Genomic DNA, 13,220 nt, shown 5'->3' with positions numbered 1-13,220 from the left:
TCTCAGCACACTTCGGTCAGTCCCCTCTCCCCTCGGGGGAGAGGGCTAGGGTGAGGGGCGGCTCTTGACCTCATCCCCCCCGAGCAAATACCCCATCGCCATCTTCAATTTCATCGGCCGCACCGGCTTGTGCATCAACGTATGCCCCAGCTCCCGAATCTGCTGCTTGAGTTCATTGCTGTAATTGGCCGTAATCATCATCGCCGGTATGGCGCTGGCCCGCCGTGCGTTGATCCTGGCTACCGCGTCCAGGCCATTTTGCTCATCGTCCAAATGATAATCGGCGATCAACAAATCGGCGTCGGCATGATAGTTGTCCACCTGCCGCGCCAGGTCCTGTTCCGACAAGGCGGTAATCACCTCACAGCCCCAGCCCTCCAGCAACGTGCGCATACCGGCGCAAATCGCCGCATCATTGTCCAACACCCAGACCCGCGCGCCTTGCAGTCGCTCAAGCAGCGACTCGCCCATGGCAGGCGTCGGCAAGGACTTCGGCGCGGTGGCGCTCAGTGGGACCTCGACACAGAACATCGAGCCCTTGCCCGGCCATGAACGCACGCAGATCCGGTGCCCGAGGATCCCGGCGATTTTCTCCACGATTGCCAGGCCCAGGCCCAAACCACGGTCCTGGTCCGGGCGCTGCACATCGCCGCGCTTGAACTCCTCGAAAATCTCCTCCATACGGTTCTCGGCAATACCCATGCCGCTGTCCCAGACCTGGATCAACAAGCGTTGTTGACGGCGGCGACAACCGAGCACCACACGGCCCTGGCGGGTATAACGAATGGCGTTGCTCAACAGGTTGCGCAAAATCCTCGCGAGCAACTGGATGTCACTGCGTACCAACGCCGAACAGCGGATGAAATGCAACGCCAGTCCTTCACTGCGAGCGACTTGAGTGTATTCGGCGGCCAGGTTGTCCAGCAGTTCGTCGAGGGCAAACGGTGCGATATCGGCTTTGATCACCCCGGCATCGAGTTTGGAAATATCCACCAGGGTGCCCAGCAGATTCTCCACATCTTCCAGGGAGTTGCTGACGTTGCGTACCAGCGTCGCGTTGGCCATGGGCTCACGGCGTTCAAGCAAGGCGCCGGTAAACAAGCGTGCGGCGTTGAGCGGTTGCAGCAGATCATGACTGACCGCTGCGAGGAATTTGGTTTTCGACAGGTTCGCCTGCTCGGCTTCCAGCTTGGCCTCTCGCAGGCGCGACTCGACTCGGCGGCGCTCATCGATTTCACGCAGCAGTTGGTCGTTGAGGGAAGTCAACTCAGCGGTCCGTTCGCGCACGCGTAACTCAAGGTTCTGGTACGCCTGATGCAGCGCCTCGGCGGTACGACGGCGCTCGGTGATATCGCGGATCAGCACAAAAATGCCCACCACCTCGCCACTGGGCAGGCGGTTGGGCACGTAGGAGCGCAGCATGTAGCGCTCCTGGTTGTTGATATTGGTTTCGGCAAACTCGAAGGTCACGCTCTCCCCCGCCAGCGCCCGGGCGACGTAGGCTTCCAGCCGCTGGTAATGCTGTTCGCTGTGGGCTTCGCGCAGGCTCTGGCCAAGCATCACGCCGCGCGGCCAGCAGTACCATTGTTCATAGACTTTATTGGTGAACTCGTAGACCAGATCCGCGTTGAGGTAAGCAATCAACGCGGGTACATGGTCGGTGATCAGGCGGATCCAGCGCTCGCTTTCGCTCAGGGTTTCGGCGTGCCGGTAGCGTTCGGTGATGTCGGTGAAGGTATTGACGAAACCACCGGTGGGCAGCGGATGCGTGCGAATTTCCAGGACCCGGCCGTCCATCAGGCGTTGCTCGCACTCTTGCACCAGGCGACCCTTGGCATCGCGGCTGGCCGGGGTCAGCAGGTTTAATTCACTGTCGGCGATCACCTCGGCAAACAACCGGTGGGCGGCTACCGGCGCCAGGCCGCTGAGCTCCAGGAAGCGCCGGTTCCACAACTCCAGCACGCCTTCGGCACTGACCATCGCCACGCCTTGGGACAGGTTATCCACCGCTCGCTGCAACAGGTGAGACTTCTGCGCCACCGCGTGTTCGCGGCGCGCGGTTTCACTGCGCTTGACGTCGGTGATATCGGTAAACAGAAACACACGGCCGCCGTCCTGGGTCGGTCGCTCACTGACTTGCAACCAACGACCGTTGTGCAGGCGGTAGAACAGGTTGCCCTGGTCCTGCCCACGGCTTTCTTCGGCAAACAATCCGGTCGTGGACATCAGCCGCTTGACCTCATCCAGCCGCATGCCCGCGATAAGCCGAACCTGACTGTTGCGCCAGAAGGCCTTGAAACGGCTGTTGCACAACACGATTCGCTGCTGCTGATCGAACAACACAAAGGCATCGGAAATGCTCTCGATGGCGTCGATCAAATGCTGATGCGCGGTTTCCGCGCGCAACCGCGCGTCGCTGAGCAACTGGTTGCTGGCCTTGAGTTCCGCCATGGCCTGGTTCAACGCATCGGTGCGTTCCCGGACCTGCTCGGCCAGCACCACCGAGTGCTGGAACACCGCATACGGATCATTGCCACGGGCCACGCCCGATTCGACGCGTTCGATCAGTGCAGCGTTGATGCGTCGTAGCTTGTGGTTTTCCTGCTGCAACGCGCTGATGTGGGCGTTGAGTTCAGCGCTGTCCAAGGGCGCGCCCACGGGCAATGGCGACCCCGGTGAAGGTCTGGTTGATATGCATGCCATTGAACTGTTCTCCGTAGGTGTTGAACCCCAGCACCCGTTGCTCGCGTAAAAAACCGCCGATGTGCTCCAGGGTGCCGTGATCCTCCAGCTCCAGGCGGCGCAGGAAACAGTCGCAGCCAATGGTCAGCAACAAATCGCCAAGCCGTGTCTGCAAGCCGTCAAACAGGGTTTGCAGATTGGGCAGGATCGGGCCCGGCGTCATCGCGGTGAGCACGATGCCGTTTTCCACGGCGCAGTAGAAACTCAAGCTCAAGTCCTCGTGGACCTGTTGGATCGCGCGCACGTAGTACTGATCATTGATGCGAACCGCCAAGGGATGGGCCGCGAATAGGCGGTGATCCAATTGCGCCACCGACACCCCGATGTGCCGCGCGTATTCTTCGGCGGCCGGCTCGGCGTTGAGTTCGAAGACCCGGCGCGAAGTGCTGTCGGCACCGGTCACCACCAGCTTCTGCGCCTGGGGCAGGATGTGATGGGTGGTGAATACCTCAAAATCCAGCCAGGTGTTGACCAGCACCACCACCGCCGCGCCGTTGCGGAAAGCACCGTCGAAATACACGTGGGTATGGGTCAGGTGGTTGTCATCACCGGCCGAGCCACCGAAATGCGGGATATCCCCCAGCGCCGCGCTCAAGGCAGCGAGGACCATTTCTTCGCGGCTGGACAGGCCATCCAGCAGCGTCAGGGCGAAGCTGTTGCCCTTGATCGGTGCCAGGGTATTGCTGCGACACCCGCCCACCAGGCGCTCGACCATTTGCTGGGCGTCAATCAGACTGAAGCGCGCCACCTGGTCGATCAACTCGGTGGCAATGGAAAAGTGCCGATGATCAAAGCCCACCGCCGTCACGCAATTGCGCCCATAGCCCTGGGGCGTGATCTCGCCGGCGCTGGTGCAGCCCACCAGGCGAATGCCGCCAAAACTATGCTGCAAGGCCTGGCCGAGGGCCTTGAGATCGTAAGTCGCGGAGCAAAAGAACAGCACGAAGCCAAGGTAAGGATGCAGCAACTGGCGCGCCAACTCCTCGGCCACCTGCTGGGCGTCGGAGGCCTGGGACATGGCGGTGACGACGCCTTCGTTCTGGACCTGATGCATGCTCGCCCCTCCCCGTTGAAGCTCAAGTGTACGAAGCCGCAGAGTGGCGACCTATGCTACTTGGGTAGCGGGTTGGGGGTCCCAAGGGAGGAGAGACGTCGCCCCTTCCGTGGCAAGGGGCGGCACGCGGGAGAGGCTTGTCTGTGGCGAGGGGGCTTGTCCCCCGTTGGGCTGCGCAGCAGCCCCAGTCAGGAAAAACGCGGTGTATCAGACAATTCTCGGCGCCCGGTTTTGGGGCTGCTGCGCAGCCCAACGGGGGACAAGCCCCCTCGCCACGGACAAGCCTTTCACCACAGACAAGTCACATGACCAGAGGCAAGTCACATGACCACAGGGATTGGCAGACACTTCGGGGCGTGCTGCTCCACATCCTCACCAGGTCAGCACGGCCCCGACCGCGAAGGTATCGGTATCCTCATTTTGCGCATCACTGTCATGCCCCTCGATCTGGAACTGGTTGTACTCGGCCACCAATTTCAAGTTGTCGTTGATCTCATGAAACAAGGCAATGCCACGGGTTTCATAATCCGCGCCGCTGCCGACCACGCCGTTGCCGTCATCCTTGGTCTTGCCGTACGACAACGCCAGGCGGTTCTTGCCCAGCTTGTATGAGCCCTGCAACAGGTAGCCATTGCTGTCGACATTGCGCAATGTTGCCTCGCCAGCATTGTTGGTGAAAAACGGATTGATTCCCTTGGCCTGGAAACCTGAGCCTGTGAGCGACAAACCACCGATTTTCGCCTGTACGCCGTAGCCCAGCCCCTTGGAGGTGACTGACTCCACCGTCGAGTCAGTGTTGTCGGAGGTCTGGTAGCTGCCGTTGAGCCAGCTGTAGATCTTTGCTCCACCGACGTCAAACTGGTAGGTAACCTCGCTCTCGGTGCGCGGGTTTTTCTGGTAGGCCTTGCCCAGCGGACTGCTGTCGTTGGTGTCCACCGGATCCAGGATGCCCACGGCGACCCGCAGCCCGTCCATCAACGGGGTGCGGTAGGTAATTTGCGACGTGGGGAACGGATAGGGATAACCGCTGCCGATATTGCCAAACGACACCCCGCCGCCGTCCACCAAACCGAGGCTGTCGCTGACTTGGCCATAGCCGGCCAATAGCTCGTCCAGCAGGATGTTGGAGCGGGCAAATAGGCCGAAATCCTTGCCGATCAACACTTCGCCCCACTCTGGATTGGCCACGGTGCCGTAGAACTGGCGCACGTCGATGGCGGTGTCGGTGCCGTTGGTTTCGCTGTCGTTGATGGTGACCCAGAACGACGCACGGGCGCCGAGCTTGAGGTCGTCGACCTGCTTGCCCATGTTGAAGCCCAGGTAGTTGGGCAGAAACCCCATCTTCACCCGGGCCTGACGGCGATCGTACTGTTCGCCGGCACGGTCGACGTCGCTGTTGACGTAAAAGGCGTTGATGTAGCCATCGGTGGAGAACGTGGTTTCGTCCTTGTCATACAGCACGATCTCGGCTTCGGCCACCGAACTCAGACCGAGGCTGACGATAAACACAGGCAACAGACGACGTGGGGCATTCTTATTGTTATGCATGGCGCGCTCCGCAACAGGGACTTGATGTCGGAGGCGATTATCGAAAGAGCGCCGGCGGTGTCATACGCTGCCTTGGAGGCGAATGCCAGATCCTTTGGACGGTCGGACGCTACCTCGCCAAAGGCGCGCCACTTAGGGATTAAGCCGGATAACACTCATGCAGGAGCGAAGGCGTTGAACAGCATGCCCACTGCAACCACTCCACACAGGCTGGCGAAACCGACCTGCAACACGCCCGCCTTGATCAATGAGCCCAGGCGCCGTCCGACGAGCATGCCGACGATGCTCGCGCCGATGAATACCCAGCCCATCGCGTCGATGCTCACCCCGGCATGGAACGCACCGATCACACCGACCAGGGAAATCAGGCTGATCACCATCAGCGACGTGGCGACAATGCCGCGCATCTGCACATCGGTCAGTTGCTTGAACGCCGGCACGATCAGAAAACCGCCGCCCACGCCCAGCAGCCCCGAGACCGCGCCCGTCACCGCGCCCAAGGCCGCCAGGGTCGCGGTGCATTTGGTGGTCCAGGCGAAACGTCCGGTCTGTTGATTGAGCATGCAGTTTTTTTGGCCCCAGGAGGCCGCCCCGTGGTCGCTTGGACCGGCCTCGACCTGCTCGCGCCGCAGCATGCGCCACGCCACCAGCACCATCAGCGCGCTGAACAAAACCATCAGCACCTTCTCCGGCAGTTGATGGGCGAAAAACACACCCAGCGGCGAAAACAACGCCCCGAGCAAAGCGATCAACAGCGCCGCGCGGTAACGCACCAAGCCATGGCGCAAACCGTCAATCGCCCCGACGGCGGCCGCCGCACCGACCGCGAACAATGACACCGGGGCCGCTGTGGTCATGCTCAAGCCTAGCCCGAGGACCAGCGCCGGTACCCCGAGAATACCGCCACCGGCCCCGGTCAATCCCATGATCAGCCCCATCAACAGGCCAAAAAAACTTGCCAGCAGCATAGGTTATTCTCAATCCACCTTGGACAAACGGGTCAGCCACTCGCGGCCCTTGAGCATGCCGTTCCAATAAAACCACGGCAGCAATGTCGCCTTGAGAAACCATGCCGAGCGTCGGGCCACGGTCGGGTCGAGGGGAAACGTCGGCAGCAGTTTGCCGCCATAGCCGAACTCGGCCAGCACCACCTTGCCCTTCTCCACGGTCAGCGGGCAGGAGCCATAACCGTCGTACTTGAGCGGCAGCGGTGCCTGTTTGCGCAGGGCCAGCAGGTTCTCCGCGACCACCACGATTTGTTTGCGCACCGCCGCGGCCGTCTTGGCATTCGTGGTGGAGCACACGTCGCCGAGGCCAAAGACCTGCGGGTAACGCAGGTGTTGCAGGCTGTGGGGATCAACTTCGCACCAGCCGGCGGAATCCGCCAGAGGGCTGTGGCGGATAAAATCGGGGGCTACCTGCGGCGGCACCACGTGCAGCATGTCGAAGGATTTTTCCTCGATGCCGAGGTTGCCCTGGGCGTCCTTGATCTCGAACCAGGCTTTGCGCGCGGGGCCGTCGACCTTGATCAGGTTGGCGTTGAAGGCCAGCCGCGCAGCATATTTTTCGACGTAGTTCATCAGTGGCGGGACAAAGGTCGCCACGCCAAACAACGCAGCGCCCGCCAGATTGAATTCCACGTCGATGTTTTTCAGATCACCTTGTCCGAGCCAGTGGTCACAGGACAGGTACATGGCCTTTTGCGGCGCGCCGGCGCATTTGATGGGCATGGCTGGCTGAGTGAAAATCGCCTTGCCGGCCTTCAACTGCTGCACCAATTGCCAGGTATAAGCGGCGTGCCGGTAACTGTAATTGGAGGTCACCCCGTTCTGGCCGAGCGTTTGCTCCAGGCCCTCGACTTTCTCCCAGGCCAGGCGCAGGCCAGGGCAGACGATCAGGTTGTTCCACGTCACACGCTGGCCGTCGTCGAGTACCAGGGTCTGTTCGTCAGGCAGCAATTGGGTGACCGCCGCCTGTACCCAGGTCACGCCATCGGGCACTACCCGGGCCATCGGCCGGGCAGTTTTGCGGAGGTCATGGGCGCCAGCGCCCACCAGGGTCCAGGCAGGCTGGTAATAATGTTCGTCGTTGGGTTCGATCAGGGTGATGTTCAGGTGGGGATCGCGCTTGAGCAGGCTGGCCAGCAGGCCGATGCCTGCCGAGCCGCCGCCGATGACCACGATGTCGCCACTGATGGTCGGTCCACAGTGTTGGTCGTTCATAGTCCTGGCCTTTCTTATGAGCATTGCACGCTGTTAACGCAAAAAGGGTCGTTGCCGTACGGCGTCACGCCCAGCTTTTTATCACCGCCCCGCAGTACAGTCCGGAGAGGGTTTTCATCACTTGGATCACTTCGTGGCTGGCCAGCCCGTAGAAAATGTATTTGCCTTCCCGACGGGTGGCGACCAACCCTTCGTCGCGCAGGATGCCCAGCTGTTGTGACAGCGTCGGCTGGCGCACGCCGGTCATGGTTTCCAGCTCGCCGACGTTGCGCTCGCCCTGGGTCAACTGGCAGAGAATCAATAGCCGGTCTTCATTGGCCAGGGCCTTGAGCAAGGCGCAGGCCTTGGACGCAGACGCGCGTAACTGGGCAACTTCACTTTCACTCAGACTGGATTCCATTTGCCTCGGTCCTTTCTCTCACTTAAGCTCAAAACATTATGTTTAAACATAAAATGAATATCACGCTTTTTTTAGCCGCCAGGGACTACCGTCATGCCCGCGCTGATTCAATCCTTTCTGGACGAGACCTCGTCGACCTGGACCTATGTGGTCTATGAAGAAGACGGCGGCCCATGCGCCATCGTCGATTCGGTACTCAACTACGACCCCGCCGCCGGGCGCACCGACACCACCCAAGCCGACCGGGTGATTGCCTTTGTGCGCGAACACCGCCTGCAGGTGCAATGGCTGCTGGAAACCCACGCCCATGCTGATCACCTGTCCGCCGCGCCCTACCTGCGCCGGGAACTGGGTGGCAGGATCGCCATCGGCCAGTTCATCAGCCAGGTACAGAACGTGTTCAAGCGACTGTTCAACCTGGAGCCGGAGTTCCGCGCCGATGGCTCGCAATTCGATCATCTGTTCGCACCGGACGAGGTATTCCATATCGGCAACCTCAAGGTCCAGGCGCTGCATGTGCCCGGCCACACGCCAGCGGACATGGCCTACCTGGTCGACGACCAGTTGATCCTGGTGGGTGACACGCTGTTCATGCCCGACGTCGGCACCGCCCGCTGCGACTTTCCCGGTGGCGATGCGCGCCAGCTGTATGCATCGATGCGCAAGCTTTTGGCATTCCCGCCACAGACGCAGCTGTACGTGTGCCACGACTACCCGCCCGAAGGTCGCAGCGCCAAGTGCCTGACCAGCGTCGCCGAACAGCGCGCCGGTAATGTTCATGTGCATGACGGAGTGGATGAGGCACAGTTCGTGGCAATGCGTACCCAGCGCGACGCTGGCCTGGGCATGCCGACCCTGTTATTGCCGGCGATCCAGGTGAATGTACGCGCGGGGCATATGCCGCCGGCGGAGGATAATGGTGTGGTGTATCTGAAGATCCCCCTCAACCATCTTTGAAATACACAACCCAGTGTGGAATCGTCGCACCGCCGCTCCCACATTTCACGTGCCCAGGTTGAGGCCATTGGCCGGCAATGGCAGCGCCGTCTTGTAGCGCACCTGCTTGAGGGCAAAGCTGGAGCGGATATTCGCCACCCCCGGGACCTTGGTCAGAAAATCCATCATGAAGCGCTCCAGCGACTGAATGGTCGGCAGCAGTACCCGAATCAAATAATCGGGATCGCCGGCCATCAGATAGCACTCCATCACTTCGGGGCGATCGGCAATTGCATGCTCGAACTGCTGCAGTGCCAACTCGTTCTGTTTTTCCAGGCTGACATGGATAAACACATTAACGTGCAGCCCCAGCAAATCGGCGTCCAGCAACGTGACCTGCTCACGAATCAACCCCAACTCTTCCATTGCCTTGACCCGGTTGAAACACGGCGTGGGCGATAGGTTGACTGAACGTGCGAGGTCGGCGTTAGTGATGCGGGCATTCTCCTGAAGGCTGTTGAGAATCCCGATATCGATACGGTCCAGCTTGCGCATGAGATAAAACCACCTGTTTATTATGTTTATGCAGATTTTTTATCCTCAAATGATCTCGGACGCAATAAAACAGAGATAAATATTCTTCTACGCCGGGCCTATGATTGTTGTAGGACAGGATTTCCCCTACCCGGGGACTGACTGTCAGCTAAGCGCGCCCACTACAAGAAATTCACAAGATCGAGCGTAGAAAGCCATGACCCAGCAATACGAACCGCTGCGCCTGCACGTTCCCGAGCCTTCCGGCCGTCCAGGCTGCAAGACTGACTTTGCCTACCTGCGTCTGACCGACGCCGGTACGGTGCGCAAACCCGCCATCGACGTAGAACCGGCCGACACCGCCGACCTGGCCAAAGGCCTGATTCGTGTGCTCGATGACCAGGGCCAGGCCCTGGGCCCATGGGCCGAAGGCGTGCCCGTGGAGATCCTGCGCAAAGGCATGCGCGCCATGCTCAAGACGCGGATCTTCGACAACCGCATGGTGGTCGCCCAGCGTCAGAAGAAGATGTCGTTCTACATGCAGAGCCTCGGGGAAGAAGCCATCGGCAGCGCCCAGGCCCTGGCGTTGAACATCGACGACATGTGCTTCCCCACCTATCGCCAGCAAAGCATCCTGATGGCCCGTGAAGTGCCACTGGTGGACCTGATCTGCCAACTGCTGTCCAACGAGCGTGATCCGCTCAAGGGCCGTCAGTTGCCGATCATGTACTCGGTCAAGGATGCTGGTTTCTTCACCATTTCCGGCAACCTCGCGACCCAGTTCGTACAAGGTGTCGGCTGGGGCATGGCCTCGGCAATCAAGGGCGATACCAAGATCGCCTCGGCGTGGATCGGTGACGGCGCCACCGCCGAATCCGACTTCCACACCGCCCTCACCTTCGCCCACGTCTATCGGGCCCCGGTGATCCTCAACGTGGTCAACAACCAGTGGGCAATCTCCACCTTCCAGGCCATCGCTGGCGGTGAGGCCACCACCTTCGCCGGACGCGGCGTGGGTTGTGGCATCGCTTCGCTGCGAGTCGACGGCAACGACTTCATTGCCGTGTATGCCGCTTCTGTCTGGGCCGCCGAGCGTGCGCGCCGGAATCTAGGCCCGACGCTGATCGAGTGGGTCACCTATCGCGCCGGCCCGCACTCGACCTCCGATGATCCCTCCAAGTACCGTCCCGCCGACGACTGGAGCCACTTCCCGCTGGGCGATCCGATCGCCCGCCTCAAGCAGCATCTGATTCGCATCGGCCAATGGTCCGAAGAGGAACACGCCACGGTCAGCGCCGAACTTGAAGCCCAAGTGCTCACCGCGCAGAAAGACGCCGAGCAGTACGGCACCCTCGCCGGCGGCCAGATTCCAAGCGCCGCGACCATGTTTGAAGACGTCTACAAAGAGATGCCGGAGCACTTGAAGCGCCAGCGTCAGGAGTTGGGGATCTGACATGAACGATCACAACACTCATATCGAGCTGGAAACCGCCATGACTACCACGACCATGACCATGATCCAGGCCCTGCGCTCGGCCATGGATGTGATGCTTGAGCGCGACGACAATGTCGTGGTATTCGGCCAGGACGTCGGCTACTTCGGCGGCGTGTTCCGCTGCACCGAAGGTTTGCAGAACAAGTACGGCACCTCGCGGGTGTTCGACGCGCCGATCTCCGAAAGCGGGATCGTCGGCGTGGCGGTAGGCATGGGCGCGTATGGCTTGCGCCCGGTGGCCGAAATCCAGTTCGCCGACTACGTGTACCCGGCCACCGACCAGATCATTTCCGAAGCGGCGCGCCTGCGTTATCGCTCGGCCGGGCAGTTCACCGCGCCGTTGACCATGCGTATGCCTTGCGGTGGCGGCATCTACGGCGGCCAGACCCACAGCCAGAGTATCGAAGCGGTATTCACCCAGGTCTGTGGCCTGCGCACGGTGATGCCGTCCAACCCCTACGACGCCAAGGGTCTGCTGATTGCGTCCATCGAAAACGATGACCCGGTAATCTTCCTAGAGCCTAAACGCCTGTACAACGGCCCGTTCGACGGCCACCACGACCGCCCGGTAACCCCGTGGTCGAAACATCCGCAAGCACAGGTGCCGGAGGGTTATTACACGGTGCCGCTGGATGTCGCCGCGATTGTCCGCCCAGGCTCGGCGGTGACCGTGCTGACCTACGGCACCACCGTGTATGTGTCGCAAGTCGCCGCCGAGGAAACCGGCATCGATGCCGAGGTCATCGACCTGCGCAGCCTATGGCCGCTGGATCTGGAAACCATCGTCAAGTCAGTGAAAAAGACCGGTCGATGCGTGGTGGTGCATGAAGCCACTCGCACCTGTGGTTTTGGCGCCGAACTGGTGTCGCTGGTGCAGGAACACTGCTTCCACCACCTGGAAGCGCCAATCGAACGTGTAACCGGTTGGGACACCCCTTACCCGCACGCGCAAGAGTGGGCGTATTTCCCTGGCCCGTCCCGTGTGGGCGCGGCTTTGCAACGGGTCATGGAGGTCTGAATGGGCACGCACGTTATCAAGATGCCGGACATTGGCGAAGGCATCGCGGAAGTCGAGTTGTCGGTGTGGCACGTCAAGGTCGGTGACATGGTGGTGGAGGACCAGGTGCTGGCGGACGTCATGACCGATAAGGCGATGGTGGATATTCCCTCGCCGGTCCACGGCAAGGTGATTGCCCTCGGCGGCGAGCCGGGCGAAGTCATGGCCGTCGGCAGCATCCTGATCAGCATTGAAGTGGAAGGCGCGGGCAATACCCAGGAGTCGGCGCTGTCGGCGATGGTTGAAGAAACCGCCCCGGAACCGGCGCAGAAACCAGAAGCCCCGGCACCTGTTGCCGAAAGCAAGCCGATGGCAAAACCGCTGGCGGCGCAAGCGCCCGTGGCTCGCGAGGCCGCTGAGCGACCGCTGGCCTCCCCGGCGGTGCGCAAGCATGCGCTGGATGCCGGTATCCCGCTGCGCCTGGTGCACGGCTCCGGCCCCGCCGGGCGGATCCTGCATGAAGACCTCGACGCTTACCTGCAACAAGGCGCAGCGAATCCTACGGCAACGGCCAACCCGTACGCCGAACGCAGCGACGAACAGCAAATCCCGGTGATCGGCATGCGCCGCAAGATTGCCCAGCGCATGCAGGACGCCACTCGACGTGCCGCACATTTCAGCTACGTGGAAGAAATTGACGTCACCGCCCTCGACGAGTTGCGCGTACACCTCAATGCAAAACACGCGGCCACACGCGGCAAGCTGACCTTGCTGCCGTTCATCGTACGCGCGATGGCCGTGGCGTTGCGCGATTTCCCGCAGATCAACGCACGGTATGACGACGAAGCCCAGGTCATCACTCGTCTCGGCGCGGTGCATGTCGGGGTCGCCACCCAGAGCGCTGTGGGCCTGATGGTGCCAGTGGTGCGTCACGCCGAAGCGCGCAACCTGTGGGGAACCGCCGAGGAAATCCACCGCCTGGCCCATGCCGCACGCAATGGCAAGGCCAGCCGTGAGGAACTCTCGGGCTCGAGCATTACCCTGACCAGCCTTGGCGCATTGGGCGGGATCGTCAGCACGCCGGTGCTGAACCTGCCGGAAGTGGCGATTGTCGGCGTCAACCGCATCGTTGAACGCCCCATGGTGATCAAGGGCCAGATCGTGATCCGCAAGATGATGAACCTCTCCAGTTCCTTCGATCACCGGGTGGTCGATGGGATGGACGCGGCGCAATTTATCCAGGCCATTCGCGGTCTGCTCGAACAACCTGCCAGCCTGTTCCTGGAGTAAGT

At 61.2% G+C, this 13,220-nt stretch carries 11 protein-coding genes; 4 read left to right on the top strand and 7 right to left on the bottom strand.

What is annotated here, in order from left to right:
- Window positions 1-45 precede the first annotated feature (45 nt).
- The 6 genes from nahK to BLU75_RS06760 form a co-directional block, all read right to left on the bottom strand.
- Window positions 46-2,664 carry a hybrid sensor histidine kinase/response regulator NahK/ErcS' gene (gene nahK / locus BLU75_RS06785; protein WP_172832094.1) on the bottom strand — a complete coding sequence of 873 codons (2,619 nt, stop codon included), beginning with the start codon at window positions 2,662-2,664 and terminating at the stop codon, window positions 46-48.
- Entirely contained in the window at window positions 2,633-3,796 is a 1,164-nt protein-coding gene (gene nosP, locus BLU75_RS06780; RefSeq protein ID WP_084379208.1) for a nitric oxide-sensing protein NosP, read from the bottom strand. The genes nahK and nosP overlap by 32 nt, the downstream gene beginning before the upstream one ends.
- Window positions 3,797-4,168: 372 nt before the next feature.
- Complete coding sequence (locus BLU75_RS06775; protein ID WP_084379209.1) at window positions 4,169-5,344, bottom strand: porin; 1,176 nt, start codon at window positions 5,342-5,344, stop codon at window positions 4,169-4,171.
- 155 nt (window positions 5,345-5,499) lie between these two features.
- Window positions 5,500-6,312, bottom strand: coding sequence for a sulfite exporter TauE/SafE family protein (locus BLU75_RS06770; RefSeq protein ID WP_090221396.1), 813 nt, complete (start codon window positions 6,310-6,312; stop codon window positions 5,500-5,502).
- Between the two features lie 9 nt (window positions 6,313-6,321).
- Window positions 6,322-7,566 carry an NAD(P)/FAD-dependent oxidoreductase gene (locus BLU75_RS06765; protein WP_084379211.1) on the bottom strand — a complete coding sequence of 415 codons (1,245 nt, stop codon included), beginning with the start codon at window positions 7,564-7,566 and terminating at the stop codon, window positions 6,322-6,324.
- A gap of 64 nt (window positions 7,567-7,630) precedes the next feature.
- Window positions 7,631-7,966 carry an ArsR/SmtB family transcription factor gene (locus BLU75_RS06760; protein WP_084379212.1) on the bottom strand — a complete coding sequence of 112 codons (336 nt, stop codon included), beginning with the start codon at window positions 7,964-7,966 and terminating at the stop codon, window positions 7,631-7,633.
- Window positions 7,967-8,059: 93 nt separating this feature from the next.
- On the opposite strand from BLU75_RS06760, the gene BLU75_RS06755 reads away from it, so the two are divergent.
- Window positions 8,060-8,923 (top strand): MBL fold metallo-hydrolase, encoded by an 864-nt coding sequence (locus tag BLU75_RS06755; protein ID WP_084379213.1) that lies wholly within the window; start codon window positions 8,060-8,062, stop codon window positions 8,921-8,923.
- A 45-nt stretch (window positions 8,924-8,968) separates the two neighbouring features.
- Here BLU75_RS06755 and bkdR read toward each other — a convergent pair whose 3' ends face one another.
- Window positions 8,969-9,457: a Bkd operon transcriptional regulator BkdR gene (bkdR, locus tag BLU75_RS06750; RefSeq protein WP_084379214.1), complete on the bottom strand. Its 489-nt coding sequence runs from the start codon at window positions 9,455-9,457 to the stop codon at window positions 8,969-8,971.
- A gap of 196 nt (window positions 9,458-9,653) precedes the next feature.
- On the opposite strand from bkdR, the gene BLU75_RS06745 reads away from it, so the two are divergent.
- The 3 genes from BLU75_RS06745 to BLU75_RS06735 are packed head-to-tail and all read left to right on the top strand — an operon-like array spanning window position 9,654 to window position 13,218.
- Window positions 9,654-10,889 (top strand): 3-methyl-2-oxobutanoate dehydrogenase (2-methylpropanoyl-transferring) subunit alpha, encoded by a 1,236-nt coding sequence (locus tag BLU75_RS06745; RefSeq protein ID WP_084379215.1) that lies wholly within the window; start codon window positions 9,654-9,656, stop codon window positions 10,887-10,889.
- Window position 10,890: 1 nt separating this feature from the next.
- Complete coding sequence (locus BLU75_RS06740) at window positions 10,891-11,949, top strand: alpha-ketoacid dehydrogenase subunit beta (RefSeq protein WP_084379216.1); 1,059 nt, start codon at window positions 10,891-10,893, stop codon at window positions 11,947-11,949.
- A complete protein-coding gene (locus tag BLU75_RS06735) occupies window positions 11,950-13,218 on the top strand; it encodes a dihydrolipoamide acetyltransferase family protein (protein ID WP_084379217.1) in 1,269 nt (422 codons plus the stop codon). It begins immediately after the preceding gene.
- Window positions 13,219-13,220: the final 2 nt, after the last annotated feature.

It is taken from the genome of Pseudomonas mucidolens (assembly GCF_900106045.1).
In the GTDB taxonomy this organism is placed as follows: Bacteria; Pseudomonadota; Gammaproteobacteria; order Pseudomonadales; family Pseudomonadaceae; genus Aquipseudomonas; species Aquipseudomonas mucidolens.
This window is presented reverse-complemented; position numbering and strand designations above follow the sequence as displayed.